Origin of the sequence: Paenibacillus sp. GSMTC-2017 (assembly GCF_016019935.1) — a bacterium.
Classification (GTDB): domain Bacteria; phylum Bacillota; class Bacilli; order Paenibacillales; family Paenibacillaceae; genus Pristimantibacillus.
Window position 1 is genome coordinate 137245 of the sequence record NZ_JAECMT010000003.1, and the last position, 17926, is coordinate 155170.

Consider the following 17926-nt stretch of genomic DNA (forward strand, 5'->3'; position numbering starts at 1 on the left):
AAGAGACGTCATCAGCAAATAAAAGCAATCCAATTGGCAGTTGTCTACTAGCTTATGCCCTACTTCTGTAAGGAGTCTTTAAAGGTACATAGCTTTATCTTGTTCAGCAATGCGTTCATTTGTTTAAGTAAAAGTGCTCCTTCTTCCGGTGTTGCATCCAGCTTACAGTAAAGTTTTTCTGGGATGTCTAAAGCCTTCTCGCGAAGCACTTTTCCTTGTTCAGTCAGTGCAATAAGGACGCTTCGTTCATCATTTTTGTCGCGAGTACGAGTAACAAAACCAGCCAATTCCAGCTTCTTAAGTAGAGGAGTGAGTGTGCCGGAATCTAGATATAGTTTTGTGCCTAATGAGCTAACGGTGACTTCATCTTGCTCCCATAGGGCAAGCATCGTTACGTATTGTGTATAGGTTAAGCCAAGATCGTGCAGCAGTGGGCGATAAAGCTTAGATATTTCTCTTGAACTTGCATATATAGCGAAACAGATTTGATCTTCTAATTTTAACGTATCACTGGGCATAATATCGGCCTCCACAACGAATGCGCGATACTACCCGCAAACGTACTATCTATTTAAATGGGTTCAATTAAATTGCAACAAATATAATGTATAGGATAGCTATCTATCCTGTCAACATTACGGTAATTGAATACCAATCCCTTGTTCTATGCCTTTACGAGCGAACCATGCCGCAATAGCGATATCGAAAACGGCCATACCCATTGGGCAAAAGAGGATTGGTTCATTGCTCGGAGCTCGGCTCAGTGCTGCTCGACATACAACATCCCCTAATGAAACAGTCTCTTCAGCTTGGAGGCCATTGTCGAGATGTAGGAGTTCAATGTCGGTATTTTCGCGGCACACCTCAGTCCAGCTATCTACAACTACTGCATTCACATGTTTAATCGCATCTAGCTTATAATCTCGAAGAGATACATCTAGAAGAAGGACGCCAGGTGCTGGAGGAAGATTGATATATCGTTCTGGACTTACTGTGCACGTAATGATGACGTTGCACGTGGTGTAAAGCTGTTCCCAACTACTTGCAATGGTTACACGCTCTTTGTACTTGTCGTTTGGGATGTCATCCATACTAACACTTCGCACATCGTATATATAAAAGGATTCAATGCGATCACTGAGCAGCTGTTTACACATCTCATAATGGAATTTACCGATTGGTCCAAAACCGATGATGCCAACACGGCGTGCTCCCAATGCAATCCCGCGACTTGATAAGTAATAGCGGAGCATTAATCCGCTCACTGCTGCAGTTCTAACAGCACTGACTAAAGCTGTATTTAATATCGTATGAGGTTCTCCAGTGTCAGCGTCATTTAAGATTGTAACACTATGCGCTCTAGGCAATTGAAGACGATGATTCCCAGGAAAGCTAGCTATCCACTTTAAACCTGCCGCATGAATAGTGCCACCAATATAGGCTGGCATAGCGATGATTCGATTGTTCGGATCGTTGAAACGCAAATAAGGTTTTATCGGCTGAGCAAAGTGATTGTCATCCATAATGTGTACCGATGCTTCGATTTGGTCAACTAGCTCATCCCATTCGAAACCGATTTCGCGAAGTTGTTGTTCACCTAGATAAAGCAAGTAGTTATCCCCTTTCAGCTGGGATGTTGTTCTGGAATTGCTCTTTGACCCATGTATGATTAAAAACGGTATCCATATAACGTTCCCCGCGATCGTGGACAATAACGACACAGGTAGAATGGTCAGGGATATTGTCTACCATCGACTTCAGTGCCGCAATAACCGCGCCCGTAGAAGGGCCTGCGAGGATAGATTCTTTTTCAGCAAGTTCAAGACAGGTTGTAACCATGTCCCAATCGGATACGTTGACGGCAAAGTCCATAAATCGATTTTGTCCAAACGGAGGAACAATCCCAGCTCCTAAACCAGGGAATCGTCGTGGTCCCTTGTCACCACCCAAAATAACGCTTCCGACCGCATCAACAGCTACGACTTTAGTTTCTAAATTGTGATCATGAATATAGCGAGCGCAGCCCAGCATTGTTCCGCATGTACTTACGCCCCCTACGATGTAATCGATCTTATCAAGTGCATTCGCAATTTCGGGCATTGTACCGTCATAATGCGCCATGTAATTATGTTCATTTCCATATTGATTTGGCCAGAAGCTATTCGGCAAACTTGCCGTCAACTGTCTTACACGTTCCAGCCGCGCAGGAAGAAACTCGCCAGTTGCGGGATCGGGAGAGTTTACGTATGAAACATCTGCTCCGTACGCTTTCATAATCGCAATATTTTGTGAAGCTGTGCGAGGGTCGATTACACTTATAAATTTCATGCCCATGTAGGAGCAGATCGCTGCAAGACTAATAGCCATATTACCGGAACTGGATTCAATAATAATTGATCCCGGTCCAATCTCCCCTTGTTCATACGCTTTTTGTAAAATACGTAATGCAGGACGATCTTTGGAGCTTCCACTGGGATTCATCATTTCTAGCTTGCCATATACTTGAATGCCGCGAGCGTTCTCGAATAGTTTTGACAGTGGAACGAGAGGGGTGTTACCAATTTGTTTTAACCAGCCTTTATTCATGGGGCGTTGCCCCTTTCATTGATATAACTTTTTGGCTTTAACTGTTCCACTGGGGAGCTCTTCGCGATTGCCCACGGGAATAACTTCTATTCCTTGCAACAGCCGGTTCCGAATCATTTGGCCGATATCTTCAATTTGCTCTTCAACCTCAAGCTTAATGATGGATAATCTTTCATCGGTTAAATGATCACTTTTTATATAAAGTTTCAGCTTGTTATCTTGCACCATGACACGTAAGGACGCATCCTCCAAATGTCGGCTGACAACTTCCTCGATATCGTAGAGACTAATCTTTTCTCCATGCTTGAGCTCAGATCCAATTCGCTTAGTCATACAAGAGAATACTTGTAATTGTTTGCCGTCATGGAGAATCGTTCGGAAATCTCTTACAACGTCATAAGTGACGAAGCGAATAACAGGAAATAGAGTACGGGAGTAGGATGTTAAAACAAGTACACCTTCGTTTTGTTGCAACGGCTGGAATTCATCACTTATATCCTGAGCAGGTAATGATTCTCCAACTATCCCATCTGCCAATACATAAGCGCCAAGTTCATGAGAATATGCAGCAATTGCTCCAACCTCTATAGAGCCGTAGGTGTCGAGAATATCATGAGTCGTGAGGTGAAACCTTGCAGCCATATTCGCTTGCCACTCCGAAGTAGCCAGTTCTCCGACAACAATAATTTTACGTAGCCCAAAATGTTCATTACGTGGTACAGCATCTGCAATTGCTTCCAAAATGGAAGGCATCGTATAGAGTAGCTCCGGCTTGAATGATCGAAGTTTTGCTATATGTTCTTCGATGGGGGCGGTGAAAGAAATCGCTTCTCCTTGAATGCCAAGCTCAGCGAAAATCGTTAGTGCTGTACTCGCAGCATGACCGGTACCCATATCTGCTAAAGCACGTGAAATGGAATTATCCTCACCTAACCACTCCTGAAAGCTATCCTTCTTTGCCTTAATATACCGATCATCATCGTCTTGAGAATAATAAATCGCTTTGCGTGTACCTGAAGAAGTGCCCGATGTGCGGAATAGTGATAACCCGGCTTCTTGTCTTGGCGGCTGCGAAAAATAATGACGATTCAGCAAAGGGGCAGTCAAAAGAGGAAGCCGATCTAATGCTAGCTCTGATTCTGTATCTGTCCCTGACAGAGTAATATTTCTTTCTTCAAGCAGTACACGATACCAAGGATGAAACTGTGTAATGATAAGTAGATGATGTTTCAGGCGGTTGTCATCCATAGAGCAGTAGGCCTCCTCAGGGGGAAAGTTCAATGATCCGATTTCTCCGGGTACTAAATCATATGTATTTGCGGATAGTTGGGTTCAACGATGACGACAGCGGCCTAAAGCGATTTTGCTATTGTTTCGTATAGTAGTAGTAGAGCGAGAGTAATAGAGATACAAGTCTAGTTTTGTAGTAGGTGCATGCCAAAATAGGGTTAGCAAGTCGCCATCAAAGAAAGGAGTTTGGATACGGATGATGCCTAAACTTAAGGTGAGCACAACCAAAAAAGGGTATAAGACAACGGACAAATGGGCGAAAACGAATTTTTTGCTGAGGGATGCCGAATTACGTTCATATATCCCATTAACAAGGAGATTCAGCCGCGAGCAACTATCGAAGATGCTTGGGGCCTACTCTATGGTCTATGTAAAACCAACATTCGGCCAGATGGGCAAAGGCGTGATGAAGGTAGAGAAAACGGCAGATGGAACATATAAGTATCAGCTTAAGGGGACGAAGAGATATTTCCGCACTTTCGAGGGGTTATATCGTGCAATTAAGAAAGATACGTTAGGAAAAACGTATATTGTCCAGAAAGGTATTCATGTGCTCAGCTATGATGGCAGGCCATATGATCTCAGGCTTGTCGTACAGCAAACCCCTTCGAAGCGATGGGAGGCGACAGGGACAGTTGCTAGAGTTGCTTACCCTGGGAAAATCGTAACGAACGGCAGTCAAGGTGGTACCATTTTGCCAGCACATCAAGTTTTGCAGCCTTATACAAGTGCTAGCGGAAGTGAGCATTTACTTGCGAAGTTGAATCAAATTGGAATTAATACGATGAAACGATTGCACCGTCATTATCCTGAATTAAAGGAAATTGGACTAGACATTGCGATAGATAGAGGACTTCATCCGTGGATATTAGAAGTAAACACAAGACCTGATCATTGTCCGTTCGCTATATTGCAGGATCAATCAATGATTAGACGAATCGTATACTATGGTCGTCATTATGGCAGACGGTATAGGCTTAAATGTAATAAGGCAAAGTCAACTTTGTAAATGAGAAAATAGCCTCCAAACCGTGATGCGGCGTGGAGGCTATTTCTATTTTTTAGTAGCGATAGAGAAAATGACACTTTTAGCTTTGCTGTCCACCAAAACATTAACGGCATCATTGCCTATAATGATATGCTGAGTTGTAACAACTTCACCTTTCTCGACTTTCGCACAAATGTTGCTGAACAACTCCTTAAATGTGATGGCATTGTAGCCAAACAAGCTGTTTGCAAATTGCTCTACTACCTCTTTGTTACGTGCTAATGATCCGTCACGAAGGCGCATCGTAATCCCATACGTATTATATTGTGGATCAAGCCAGATTGCTGCTTCTTCGTTAATTGTTGTTGAGCCTGCTGGACGATTAAATACACTATCCTTCTCGGCTTTATCTTTATACAGGCGAAGTGTCGTATCGAACAAATCGTGATTCGTTCCACGGAGTTGTCCAACTTGTAGCAATGTTTCATACGCATCCCACATACGTTTGTCAGGGAAAACGATGATTTTACTGCCGCCGCCTGAAGTCGGAACAATTCGCTCTAGCTTGTCAGGAGACACTTTTATAGGAATCCGTTTCGATTTGTTCGTTAATCTCTCTAATAGGACAAGTGCTTGTGCACGAGTTACTTTCTCTCCTACACCAAAAAATCCGTTAGGATATCCTTCCATGATCCCTTTTACAAGCGATTCAGCAATAAATCGTTGTTCTCGTTCGGTTGCGCTCTTAATGTCTCCATAAGATTGAGCCATCTTTTGCCCGAATTGACTATCCTCCAAAAATTCTGTTTCTTGAAGGGTGTAATAAATAACTTCAGCGACGTTTTCACGAGTCATGTCAGCCTGAAAATCTGTGTAGCGACTTTTGTTCAGAAAGTGAAGGTCACTTGCTATATCGATAAATTCCTTCGCCCAATAACCACTTGCACTGGGTGTAAAGGTGAAGTAGCGGTAATCTTGTTTCAAAATTGCCTGGTTCTCAGGACTTAAAGAACTTAAAAATTTTGCATTCCAGCTTCTCGATCCATTTTGATGAAGGTCAGTGTAGGATAAAATCAACATTTTGACGAATTGATCCACTTTAATTGTTGCGTTTGGCTGAAAAGTCCCATCAGGATACCCCTCAAGTATGCCTCTTGTAATCATGCCATCAATCGTTTTTTCGGCCCAATGGCCTTTAGTATCTCTGAATGCGGTGGCTGAGGCTGCTGCCGCGGCTTGTTCGTATGTAATTGGGGTAGTTATTGATGCCCAGAACAAGGTAATTCCGATCATAAGTAGTAAAAGACGTTTCATGAATGTAAATCCTCCCAAATCGATATATTCCGACATTATCTAGTTAACAACATATATTCGTTATTTAGAATGGGCTGAATGGTACAACCTTGAAAGCGTTATAAATCCCGAATTACCAATAAATGATAGACCATTTAGCATAGTTTCAGTATCTTGCTTAGGCTATATTTCATATAAAATGGTAAAATAATGGGGTCATAAGACTCAAAAATGTCGAAAAAAGGCCACTTATATAAGAGATATTAAGTCTCAGATAAGTGGCCTTACATTAAAAAATATTGGTTTTTATCGCGCGAGTGACCTTAATCTAGAACAGCACTAATATGAGCTTTTGTTATGGACCAGTGAGAAGCCGTCCACACTTTAGTTCCTTTTTCGATAAAAATGATTTGAGGAGATTCATGTTTAACACCGGTATCCTCGGCAATTTGATTGGAGATTGGACGGGATTCGATTACTTTTACAAACAAAAAATCGATATCTTTACGTGGTGTTCCTTCTAAGTAATTGTTAAATTCAGTATGAGCGTTTGAGCTTACCGGGCAAGTAGTGCTGTGCTTGAATACGACAACAGGTTTCGTTTCTGACTGTTGTAAAGCACTATTCCATTCATCGATCGATGTAATTTCTCTATAAGACATAGGTTGATCTCTCCCTTAGTGGTTAAGTATATGATGTACGTAAACTAACGTTATTATATAGTTGTCAGGCTGTTAAGTCATCCCAATATCATATGGACGATGAAAAAAGTTAGTGGCAGAGGGTTGATCATGAGTCGGTATCGTGCTAATATGAGTACACAAACGAAATGACCATTTTAGTATTTCGGTCAATCAGTCAATCAATCTAAGCAAAGGTCTTTAATGGGGAGGTGCTCATATGGCCATTGATCGACGACAGCAGATTGTAGAGGCAGCAGCCAAATCTTTTTCAATGTTCGGTTATAAAGCGACAACGATGGATCAAGTTGCAAAGATAGCGAATGTAGGGAAAGGAACAATCTATACTTTCTTTACAAATAAAGAAGAGCTGTTTCAAGAAATTATGAATCGTTTAAGTTTAGAAATGAAGCGTATAGCGGAGAAAGCTATTGATCCCAATCAAATGTTCTTCGACAATTTGAACGCTGCGCTTGAGTTATTGCTCGACTTCCGAGAAGAGCATGAGCTAGCATTGAAGCTTTCACAGGAAGTGCGAGAAATTGGTACACCGATGGCGCTTGAAGGACTTAATCAATTGGAGAAAGCTGTTGTTGGGTACATCGCTGGTCAAGTTCAAATTGCTGCCGAGAAGGGCGAAATTAAGCAATGCGAGCCGGAGATGACTGCATTCGTCATGCTCAAGCTTTATACGGCACTAACTGTAGAATGGAAAAAGACGCATGAGCCGCTTGAAAAAGCGAAGGTAGCGGAGCGTTTAAGATTTTATTTGGAGCAAGGATTGGCTCCTGTATAAGCGGGATGCCTTTTTTTATAACCATAATTGACCAAAATACGAATATAGTCAATTGGTACTGAAACAGATATAGAGGAGTGAGGATATTGAAATTAAGAGGTATTCAGCAATTTGGCAGAGAGCTGGCTGCAATTGCTCGCAACAAGAAGATATTAATTCCAGTTATTGCGGTTCTAACCGTCCCTGTTATGTATTCGGCAATGTTTCTTGGAGCGTTTTGGGACCCGTATCAAAGGCTTGCGGACTTGCCAGTAGCCGTCATTAATTCTGATGAAGGATATGAATATGAAGGTGAGTCCATGCAAATTGGGCAAGATTTCGAGGATAAGCTAAAGGATAATAAAACGTTTAAGTGGGACTTCATAAGTAAGGAAGAAGCACTGCAAGGAATGAAAGATAACAAATATTATATGGCAATAGAGATACCAAAGGATTTTTCGGAAAAGACAACATCACTTACTTCTGATAAACCTGAGCAAGCACAGCTCGTATATTTGCCTAATGAAAGCTTTAACTTCTTAGCTTCTCAAATTGGTAACACAGCAGTCGAGCAAATGAAAGGTATGCTGAATAAAGAAGTAACTGAGGCTTATACGAGAACGGTATTCGATAAGTTAGAGGATGCTGCTGATGGCATTGTAAAGGCTAGTGACGGTGCAACGAAACTTGCTGATGGTACAACAAAAGCAAAAGACGGAGCGCAGTTGCTTGAGGAAAATTTGAATAAACTTGCGAGTGGTACTGTTTCACTTCAAGAAGGTTCATCTAAGCTAAATAATGCTGGCGGTAAGCTAGTGGATGGTAGCTCGAAGCTTAAAGATGGAGCGACTGAGTTAGCTAACGGAATGGGCTTGCTATCTGGAGCAGCTGATCAGCTTGCAGGCGGCGCAAAAAGTGCACAAGGTGCATCTGGTAAAATTGCAGGTGGACTTGAAGCTTCAGCAAAAGGAACGGCTGAACTAGAGACTGGTGCAAAGTCACTTGCTGCAGGACTTGAGCAGCTGTTAACGAACGATCCAAGCTTAGCAGATAATGAGAACTTTAAAGCACTAGTTGCAGCAAGTAAGCAGCTAGCAGGCGGACTTAGTCAGTCATCAGCTGGTCAAAAGGAATTAAGTGCTGGTGCGGCTAGTCTTTCAAAAGGACTTAGTGATTTATCTACCGGAGCTGCAACACTAGATGAGAAGTTAGCAGGAGCTAAAGGCGGAGCAGAAAAGTTATCGTCTGGTCTTAACGAATTGAATGGTGGTGCTAGCGAGCTTGCTGCTGGACTTACGAAACTTGATTCGTCTGTAGGCGAATTAACGACAGGAACGAAGAAGCTAGAAGATGGAGCTACTCAAATTACTTCAGGTTTACTTGAACTAAACGATGGCTCACATGAACTATCCGAGAAATTAGGCGATGCTTCTAAACAAACATCAGATTTATCGTTGTCGGATGACATGGTCAATATGTTTGCAGATCCAATCAATTTGAATGTGGATCGTGTAACGGAAGTGCCAAACTATGGTACTGGATTTGCACCATACTTCTTATCACTTGGTTTGTATGTAGGTGCACTTCTAATTACGATTGTATATTCTGTTCGAGAACCAGCTATTCGTCCAACTAGCGGTTGGAGTTGGTTCTGGAGCAAGGCTCTGACGCTAATGCTAGTTGGTACAATACAAGCATTAATCGCAGATGCGGCATTGATCTTCATACTAAAACTAGAGGTACAGAATATGCCACTCTTTATTCTGTTCTCGATTATAACAAGCATTACGTTTATGATGTTGATCCAATTCTTCGTAACGACGTTAGGTAACCCAGGTCGTTTCGTAGCGATCGTGTTGTTGATTTTGCAACTTACAAGCTCCGCAGGTACGTTCCCAGTGGAATTGACTCCAGGCTGGTTGCAACATGTAACACCGTGGTTGCCGATGACATATTCCGTTGCTGGACTTAAAGATGTCATTTCTAGCGGAGATGTTGGTCGGATGTGGGGAGATGTCGGAGTTCTTGCAGTCTTCGGGGTGTTGTTCGCAGTAATGACGTTGATTTACTTTATTACAAGTCATCGCCGTGAAGCTGGTTCAGACTCACAACAAGAGCTAAAAACGGTTTAAAAATTGTCTTATAGATAAGAAACAGATTGTTTTATAATTAGAAAAAAGGTGATGCGGGGTATAACCCTGCATCACCTTTTTAATTTAAGCCATTATTATTCCATTTTCAACCGATTTAATTTCTGTTACAATCGCATATCAAGCTTAAAATGCTACATTCCGTGGAGAACGAATGTTATTATACAATTTTGTGAGTTGCGATAGCGGAATGATGGCAAGAATATAGTATACTAATAATGCTCTTAAAACGAGTGAAAAACTTTTTATCGTAATGGAGGAGGGCTTCAGGTTGCAAAACCAAACAATTATCCGCTTCGAGCACGTAACGAAGCAATACGCCCATAACGACCCTGCTGTACTAAAGGATGTTAGTTTCGAAATTGAGCGGGGCAAATTTTATACGCTGCTTGGGCCGTCGGGTTGCGGCAAAACGACGATTTTGCGTCTAATTGCTGGTTTTACTGCACCTTCACAGGGCAATATTTATTTCAATGGGAAAGTCATTAACCGAGTACCTGCTAATGACCGTCAAGTAAATACGGTGTTTCAGGACTATGCGTTGTTCCCCCATTTGAACGTCTTCGAAAACGTTGCTTTTGGTTTGCGGATCAAAGGTCTTAAAAACGATACTATAGAGACAAAAGTAATGGAAGCACTTCGTTTCGTCAATCTAAGCGGATATGAAAACCGTGAAATTACCGAAATGTCAGGCGGGCAGCGTCAACGTGTCGCTATTGCACGTGCGATCGTGAACGAACCAGAAATTCTTTTGCTGGATGAACCATTGTCTGCATTGGACTTGAAGCTACGCACAGAGATGCAATACGAGCTGCGTGAATTGCAGCGTCGTCTTGGTATTACGTTTATTTTCGTTACGCATGATCAAGAAGAAGCACTCGCTATGTCTGACGAAATATTTGTTCTCAGCGAAGGAACAATTCAGCAGTCTGGCACTCCAACAGATATATATGATGAGCCAATTAACCGTTTCGTAGCGGATTTTATCGGCGAATCTAATATCGTTAAGGGACGTATGGTTCGCGACTTCGAAGTAGAGTTTGCTGAACGTAAGTTTGAATGTGTCGATCAGGGCTTAAATGACGGAGAAGTAATAGATATCGTAATTCGTCCAGAAGATCTTGAAATAACGTCAGCTGAAAACGGAAAGTTGCAGGTACGTGTAGATACTCAGTTGTTCAGGGGCGTACATTATGAGATTAGCTGTTATGATGATGCAGGGAATGAATGGCTTGTACACTCTACTCGCAAAGCAACCGTTGGTGAACGAATTGGTCTAACCTTTGAGCCGGAAGCGATCCATGTTATGAGGCTGGGTGAGACGGAAGAGGAATTCGATAAACGACTTGAGTCTTACGAGGACTATGAGGAAAACGGCGGTGAGAGCAGCCATGGAGGCTAAATCTCGCAATCTGTATCTTGTCCCTTATATATTGTGGATCGTTTTATTCGTTATATCACCGATTCTGCTTATCGTGTATTATTCTTTTTTTAATGTAGAAGGCAACTTCACATTCGATAACTATGCGAAATTTTTTACACCCGTGTATTTGCGAATGACGCTTAGCTCCTTCTGGTATGCGCTGCTCATTACGTTGTTTTCACTATTAGTAGCCTATCCAACGGCATATTTGCTGACGAAGACGAAGCATAAAGGGCTATGGCTATTGCTTATTATTCTTCCGAGTTGGATCAATTTGCTGCTGAAAGCATATGCTTTCATCGGTTTGTTCGGTACATATGGATTCGTTAATGCGGTGTTGGAGTTAACGGGCATCGGCAATAAACAAATTCTGTTTACCGACTTTAGTTTTGTATTTGTATCTGTTTATATTTTTATCCCGTTCATGATTCTGCCGATCTTTAATGCACTTGAAAAAATGAACCCGACTTTAATTGACGCAGCACGCGATCTGGGTGCTTCACCTTGGATGACGTTCCGCCGCGTTGTATTCCCGCTCACATTAGACGGTGTAAAAGCGGGCTGTATGGCCGTGTTCATTCCAGCGTTATCGCTCTTTATGATTACAAGGCTAATTGCAGGTAATCGCGTTATTACGCTCGGGACGGCAATAGAGCAGCATTTCCTTGTGACGCAGGATTGGGGTATGGGTGCGACAATTGCGGTGTTCCTTATCATTGCGATGGTGTTGCTAATGCTCTTGACCGGGAACAGAAAGCGAGGGTTGATCGACATTGACAAAAAGTAAATGGCGGTTATCCAATCTGTATCTGATCGCAGTGTTCGCGATTTTATATGCGCCAATTTTTTATCTTATGTTTTATTCCTTCAATAGCGGTGGTTCGATGCGAAGCTTTGAAGGTTTTACGTTGGAGTTTTACAAGGAAGTATTTCAGGATACGAGACTTCTTATTATCGTTCTGAACACATTTGTAATCGCATTATTGTCCGCAGCAATTTCGACGATCATCGGTGTGTTTGGCGCAATTGCGATTCACAATATTCAAAGAAATCGTCCAAAAGGTATGCTACTAGCGCTGAACAATGTACTTATCGTTAGCCCTGATGTTATTATCGGAGCATCGTTCCTTATATTGTTCACTATTGCAGGCATACAACTCGGTTTTGTGTCTGTCCTTCTGTCGCATATCGCTTTCAGCATCCCAATCGTTGTTATTATGGTGCTACCGAAACTACAGGAGATGAGCGGAACACTGCTTGATGCAGCGCGTGATCTAGGTGCAAGCTCTTGGCAAGTGCTTTCAAAGGTCGTTTTCCCATATATAAAACCCGGCATTTTCGCAGGATTTTTTATGGCATTAACCTATTCGTTAGACGATTTTGCCGTTACGTTCTTCGTGACGGGCAATGGCTTCTCGACACTATCAGTTGAGATCTATTCACGAGCACGTCAAGGTGTTTCGTTATCAATCAACGCATTGTCCACACTTATTTTCCTATTTACGGTGTTGCTCGTTATCGGTTATTACTTTATTAACCGCCGTAACAATCGTCCGGTAGGGAAAGGAGGACGCGCATGAGCCAGCTTGTACGTATGTTTTTGGTCGTGTTTGTTGTTGCAATAGGATTAATGTATGCAACCGTTTATTTGAATTCCAGCGAAGGTTACTCAGGCGGCAACACGCTCACCGTATACAACTGGGGAGATTATGTTGATCCAGAGCTAATCGCACGTTTTGAGGAAGAAACGGGTATCAAAGTGATTTACCAAACGTTTGATTCTAACGAAGCGATGATGACAAAGATTAAGCAGGGTGGTACGACGTATGATGTAGCGATCCCTTCTGAATATGCAGTTAGTAAGATGAAAGCAGAAAAGCTGCTAAAAGAGATCGATCATTCGCTTCTACCGAATCTCAAACATATCGATCCGAGTTTTCTAGGACTATCCTTTGATCCTCAAAACACGCATTCCATCCCTTATTTCTGGGGAACTGTCGGTATCGTCTTTAATCCGAAAATGGTTGGCGATCTAACTTTCGACAGTTGGGATGATTTATGGGATGAAAGTCTGCGTAACAATGTGTTCCTGCTCGACGGAGCACGTGAAGTTATGGGGATGGGGTTAAATAGTTTAGGTTATTCACTCAATGATACGGACGAAGCACATTTGCAAGAGGCATTAGCGAAACTTGCGAAGCTTACACCAAACGTAAAAGCGATCGTCGGCGATGAAATTAAGATGCTTATCGCAAATGAAGAAGCTGCAGCGGGCTTGGTTTGGTCGGGCGATGCGTCCGAAATTATGACTGAAAACGAAGAGCTTGACTATGTTGTACCTAAAGAAGGTTCAAACCTGTGGTTTGATAATATGGTTATCCCGAAGACGGCACGTAATCTAGAAGGGGCTCATAAGTTCATCAACTTTATGCTCGACCCCGAAGTAGCCGCACAAAATGCGGAATACGTAGGTTATTCTACGCCAAATAAGGATGCATTAGCGTTCCTGCCTGAGGAAATCTCAGGTGACAAACGATTTTATCCGGATAAAGAGCTAACGGAGCGCCTTGAAGTATACAACAACTTAGGCCCACGTATGCTTTCACATTACAATGAGCTGTTTCTAGAGTTTAAGATGCATCGCAAATAAATTACCCGTTTAGGGTGAACTTAACAAGGGTATGTGCCTTAACGGTGCATGCCCTTGTTTTTTTGTATCGAAAGATAAAAATATAACACAACGAAAGAAATACCAAACACGATCCAAGAGCAAACAAAATCAACTACTAACCACCGAGCGCAAAGAAGGAAGTACTAACCATGAACCAAACATTCAACTTTACAGCGTAACAATGTTATGTTACGCTGTTTTCAACAGGAGGTGTCGTTGTGACTTCAGAATTAATATCAAAAAAAGAGTTGCTAGACGCAACGGGTATATCTTACGGGCAATTGTATCGTTGGAAACGAAAGCAACTTATACCCGAGGAATGGTTTATAAGAAAGTCAGCTTTTACAGGGCAGGAAACATTTTTCCCAAAGGATTTAGTGCTCGCTCGAATTGATAAAATTTTGAATATGAAAGACGAACTATCGTTGGATGATTTAGCCGATAAGCTATCCACTAGCATCGTTGATTTGGAGCTACGGAAAAATGATTTTATTTCAAGAAACCTAGTTTCGGAAGTGGTGATTCAAACGATGATGTCAGATGTTCAAGCGGATCACATCTATTCATTTGAACAAATGCTTCATCTTTACGTGGTGGAAGGTATGCTTCAATCGGGTGAAATTAGTAGGGATGAAGGGAAGTTGCTATTAGAAACGTTACAGAAGCATTCATCAACATTTAAAGGAAACCCTTACGATGTTATTTTTATTCGAAGAATGGGTATTTCCTCTTTTGCACTCATGTCGTCTTCTGCAGAATTGATCTTTGATGATGGAGTGAAAGTTGTCACTAGACTTTCGATGTCTAACCAAGCTGAACAATTGAAGGAGAAATTGGGATGAAGGCGGATGGTTCAATGAGCGTAAGTATGGGAGATACCATTGCGAATAGCGGTAATTTAGAAAGTGAATTACCCGAATTAAAGATAAATGGTATAAGTGATGCTCTTGGTGGCGATTACAGTAATGTATGGCTTGACGGCGTTGGCCGACTTTCTGGAGATGTACGTGTTACAGAGAAGGTACGGGCGAACGGTGTGCTACATATTGATGGAAGTTTGAACGCGCAACAGTTAAGTTGCGACGGAAAGCTCAAAATTGCAGGTAGCTTAAAGGCAGGCGATGTACGACTTGAGGGTATGGGCAAGATAGGTGAATCTGTTGCTGCGGAATCTTTTACACTAAACGGCGTTCTTACTGTACATGGAGACTTCGAAACGGAAAAGCTTATCGTGCAAGGAGCAATTGTAGTTGATGGCTTGTTGAATGCAGATGAAATCGAGCTTGGACTAGTTGATATGGGGAGTAGAGTGCAGGAAGTTGGAGGAGAAAGTATTTTAGTTAAAAGGCTTAGTAGCGGTAAATTAAGCTGGGTTTGGAATTGGGCAATTAAGCTTGAGGAAGCACGTTTGAAGACTAATGTCATTGAGGGGGATAACGTTAATCTAGAATTTACTGATGCAGACATTGTACGTGGCAAGCGGGTTATAATCGGTAAAGGTTGCAAAATTAGAGTAATTGAATATAGAGATGAGTTGAACATTCATCCAAGTGCAAGTGTAATGAAGGAGGTGCGTATCGTTGACTAGCATCCTGAACAATGTGAAGATGATCGGTCAATCTGAAGCGCCGGGAGGTAGTTTCGCTCGATTACAAATTACAGGAGAAACATTGTTTCGTGGTGATGTATCCTGTGAACGATTTAAAGTGATGGGTAAGGTGAAGATTAATGGTGATTTAACCTCAAAGCTCGTGAAGTTTACTGGAGAAATGAAGGTAGACGGTTCTTTGAGCGTTGGAAACACTCGTGGATTGGGTGAGCTGACAGTCGGCCGAGATTTTCGGGGGGAAGATGTTCGATTGACTGGACGTCTAGAAGCAGATGGCTCGATTGAAGCTGATAAACTCGATATTCGAGGAGCATTCGATACGAAAGCTATAGTTAATGCGGAGCGAGTTACTTTGTTTATGTATGGTCCATCAACTGCAAAGGAAATAGTTGGGGGAGTCGTTTCGATAAAGAAAAGTCGTGGTGCACTATGGAATTCTTTGTTCCGTAAAGAGTTGCATGCTGCGCTTCGAACCAACTTGATCGAAGGTGACGATATCTATGTGGAATATGCAACTGTCGATGTTATTCGAGGTAATTCTGTAAAGATAGGGCCCGGCTGTCATATTGGTAGGGTAGAATATCGTTCTACCTACATAAAGCATGCGAAGTCGAATGTAGAGATTGAACAGAAGATCTAATGATGAAAGGATGAGTTATTTGTGATGGTAGCAAAGCAAAATACAAAACCAATAGGAATTGTAATAGCGGGCTTATTGCTTGCGATACTAATGGCATCGATGGACAATACGATTGTAGCGACAGCGATGGGTAACATCGTAGGTGAGCTTGGTGGACTAGATAAGTTTGTTTGGGTTACTTCTGCTTATATGGTTGCGGAAATGGCGGGTATGCCTATTTTCGGCAAGCTTTCGGATATGTACGGTCGGAAGAAGTTTTTCGTATTTGGTCTTATCGTTTTTATGATCGGTTCTGCATTATGCGGTACTGCATCTAACATTACCGAACTATCTATTTTTAGAGCGATACAAGGTATTGGTGCAGGCGCACTTATTCCGACGTCGTTTACCATTATGTTTGATGCGGTTTCACCAGAGCAAAGAGGAAAGCTTGGTGGATTGTTTGGAGCCGTATTCGGCATGTCGAGCATATTCGGTCCGTTGCTAGGAGCATACATTACAGATCATATTGCCTGGGAGTGGATATTCTATATTAATCTGCCACTTGGTTTAATTGCACTCTGTATGATTGGCTTCTTCTACAAAGAATCGCATGAGCATTCTAAGCAACCGATTGACTGGTTGGGAGCAATAACTTTAATAGGTTCAGTTATATGTCTAATGTTTGCATTAGAGCTTGGCGGGAAATCCTACGCTTGGAATTCGGCACAAATTATAGGGATGTTCTCAGGAAGCGCTCTGCTGTTAGCTATCTTTTTATTCGTGGAGACGAAGGCTAAGGAACCAATTATTACGTATGGGCTATTCAAAAATCGTATCTACACAACTAGTATTCTTACTGCATTTTTTAGTGGCGCAGCTTTTATAGTGGCATCTGTTTATATTCCTATGTTCATTCAGGGTGTTCTAGGAGGTTCGGCGACTAACTCTGGTCTTGTGCTTCTGCCAATGATGTTAGGCTCTGTTGTAACTGCAACACTGGGCGGTTTTCTTCTGACGAAACTACCGTATCGGAACATCATGATTCCGACATTTGCTTTACTTGTGGTCGGCTCATACCTAGTGACAACGCTAACGCCAGACTCGAGTCGCCTTGAAGTAACACTTTATATGGTCTTGATTGGATTAGGTATTGGTGCTTCTTTCTCTGTACTTAGCAACGCGGCTATACATGGTATTTCGGCGCGGCAACGCGGAACAGCCAGCTCAACACTTACTTTCATCCGTTCCTTAGGGATGACGATTGGTATTACAATATTCGGAATTGTGCAAAGTAACATGTTTACTAGCAGGCTGAAGGATATATTTGCTGGAAGTGGCGCACAAGGTGGTGGAGAAATGGCTTTTGGCGATCCGAGGGAGTTGCTGAATCCTGAAACGAGGGAAAAGTTCCCGCCAGAAGTACTTAACACGATTACATCTGAACTATCTTCGTCAATTACGTACACATTTGCACTTGCAATCGTTCCTGCCGTACTTGCCTTGCTAATTGCTTTCTTTATGGGAAATAGCAAACTTGATCACTCGTTAGAGGAGAAAGAGTACGCAGGCGGTTCAGGCCATTAATCGTTAGCTACATGATGCGACAACAAGTAAAAAAAGAGCTGTTCAGAAAAATTTAGTTACTTAATCAAACGAAGGCGCGCTCCCATTAGTAGAGTAATCTACGATTGAGAGTGCGTCTTTTTTATTCATAGAGGGCTGAGCAGGCTAAGTGTTTTTTAACCCGATAAAATCGGGTTAGCCACGCCGAAGTGCATGCGAAGATGATCGATTATTTTTGCATGAAGCTGTGAGTCAAACAAAAAACTTTCCGCGACT

Annotated in this window: 17 protein-coding genes; 11 read left to right on the forward strand and 6 right to left on the reverse strand. The window is 42.2% G+C overall.

Features of this window, described 5'->3' with window-relative positions; genetic code table 11:
• Positions 1-59 precede the first annotated feature (59 nt).
• The 4 genes from I6N90_RS12630 to I6N90_RS12645 form a co-directional block, all read right to left on the reverse strand.
• A complete protein-coding gene (locus tag I6N90_RS12630) occupies positions 60-518 on the reverse strand; it encodes a MarR family winged helix-turn-helix transcriptional regulator (protein WP_197935981.1) in 459 nt (152 codons plus the stop codon).
• 117 nt (positions 519-635) lie between these two features.
• Entirely contained in the window at positions 636-1610 is a 975-nt protein-coding gene (locus tag I6N90_RS12635) for a 2,3-diaminopropionate biosynthesis protein SbnB (protein WP_197935982.1), read from the reverse strand.
• 4 nt (positions 1611-1614) lie between these two features.
• Positions 1615-2586: a 2,3-diaminopropionate biosynthesis protein SbnA gene (gene sbnA / locus I6N90_RS12640; protein WP_197935983.1), complete on the reverse strand. Its 972-nt coding sequence runs from the start codon at positions 2584-2586 to the stop codon at positions 1615-1617.
• A gap of 15 nt (positions 2587-2601) precedes the next feature.
• Complete coding sequence (locus tag I6N90_RS12645) at positions 2602-3834, reverse strand: hypothetical protein (protein WP_197935984.1); 1233 nt, start codon at positions 3832-3834, stop codon at positions 2602-2604.
• Positions 3835-4072: 238 nt separating this feature from the next.
• Here I6N90_RS12645 and I6N90_RS12650 point away from each other — a divergent pair, with 238 nt between their 5' ends.
• On the forward strand, positions 4073-4885 hold the full coding sequence (locus tag I6N90_RS12650; RefSeq protein WP_197935985.1) for a YheC/YheD family protein: 813 nt from the start codon (positions 4073-4075) through the stop codon (positions 4883-4885).
• 45 nt (positions 4886-4930) lie between these two features.
• Here the strand turns inward: I6N90_RS12650 and I6N90_RS12655 are convergent, their stop codons facing one another.
• Both I6N90_RS12655 and ytxJ read right to left on the reverse strand, forming a co-directional pair.
• Positions 4931-6178 (reverse strand): S-layer homology domain-containing protein, encoded by a 1248-nt coding sequence (locus I6N90_RS12655; protein ID WP_197935986.1) that lies wholly within the window; start codon positions 6176-6178, stop codon positions 4931-4933.
• 302 nt (positions 6179-6480) lie between these two features.
• Positions 6481-6819: a bacillithiol system redox-active protein YtxJ gene (gene ytxJ / locus I6N90_RS12660; protein ID WP_197935987.1), complete on the reverse strand. Its 339-nt coding sequence runs from the start codon at positions 6817-6819 to the stop codon at positions 6481-6483.
• 238 nt (positions 6820-7057) lie between these two features.
• On the opposite strand from ytxJ, the gene I6N90_RS12665 reads away from it, so the two are divergent.
• The 10 genes from I6N90_RS12665 to I6N90_RS12710 all read left to right on the forward strand — a co-directional run bounded on the left by I6N90_RS12665 (position 7058) and on the right by I6N90_RS12710 (position 17671).
• The gene (locus tag I6N90_RS12665) at positions 7058-7633 is read left to right on the forward strand and encodes a TetR/AcrR family transcriptional regulator (RefSeq protein WP_197935988.1); all 576 of its coding nucleotides are present in this window, start codon (positions 7058-7060) and stop codon (positions 7631-7633) included.
• A gap of 86 nt (positions 7634-7719) precedes the next feature.
• On the forward strand, positions 7720-9744 hold the full coding sequence (locus I6N90_RS12670; protein WP_197935989.1) for a YhgE/Pip family protein: 2025 nt from the start codon (positions 7720-7722) through the stop codon (positions 9742-9744).
• Positions 9745-10033: 289 nt separating this feature from the next.
• Positions 10034-11164 carry an ABC transporter ATP-binding protein gene (locus tag I6N90_RS12675; protein WP_197935990.1) on the forward strand — a complete coding sequence of 377 codons (1131 nt, stop codon included), beginning with the start codon at positions 10034-10036 and terminating at the stop codon, positions 11162-11164.
• Positions 11154-11972, forward strand: a complete 819-nt coding sequence (locus tag I6N90_RS12680; RefSeq protein WP_197936577.1) for an ABC transporter permease — start codon at positions 11154-11156, stop codon at positions 11970-11972. Before I6N90_RS12675 ends, I6N90_RS12680 begins: the two co-directional genes overlap by 11 nt.
• Positions 11959-12765, forward strand: a complete 807-nt coding sequence (locus tag I6N90_RS12685) for an ABC transporter permease (protein WP_197935991.1) — start codon at positions 11959-11961, stop codon at positions 12763-12765. The genes I6N90_RS12680 and I6N90_RS12685 overlap by 14 nt, the downstream gene beginning before the upstream one ends.
• Positions 12762-13835 (forward strand): ABC transporter substrate-binding protein, encoded by a 1074-nt coding sequence (locus I6N90_RS12690; RefSeq protein WP_197935992.1) that lies wholly within the window; start codon positions 12762-12764, stop codon positions 13833-13835. The genes I6N90_RS12685 and I6N90_RS12690 overlap by 4 nt, the downstream gene beginning before the upstream one ends.
• 239 nt (positions 13836-14074) lie before the next feature.
• Complete coding sequence (locus I6N90_RS12695) at positions 14075-14698, forward strand: YhbD family protein (RefSeq protein ID WP_197935993.1); 624 nt, start codon at positions 14075-14077, stop codon at positions 14696-14698.
• A complete protein-coding gene (locus tag I6N90_RS12700) occupies positions 14695-15444 on the forward strand; it encodes a polymer-forming cytoskeletal protein (protein ID WP_197935994.1) in 750 nt (249 codons plus the stop codon). The genes I6N90_RS12695 and I6N90_RS12700 overlap by 4 nt, the downstream gene beginning before the upstream one ends.
• Positions 15437-16105: a hypothetical protein gene (locus I6N90_RS12705; RefSeq protein WP_197935995.1), complete on the forward strand. Its 669-nt coding sequence runs from the start codon at positions 15437-15439 to the stop codon at positions 16103-16105. The genes I6N90_RS12700 and I6N90_RS12705 overlap by 8 nt, the downstream gene beginning before the upstream one ends.
• A gap of 24 nt (positions 16106-16129) precedes the next feature.
• On the forward strand, positions 16130-17671 hold the full coding sequence (locus I6N90_RS12710; RefSeq protein WP_197936578.1) for an MFS transporter: 1542 nt from the start codon (positions 16130-16132) through the stop codon (positions 17669-17671).
• Positions 17672-17926: the final 255 nt, after the last annotated feature.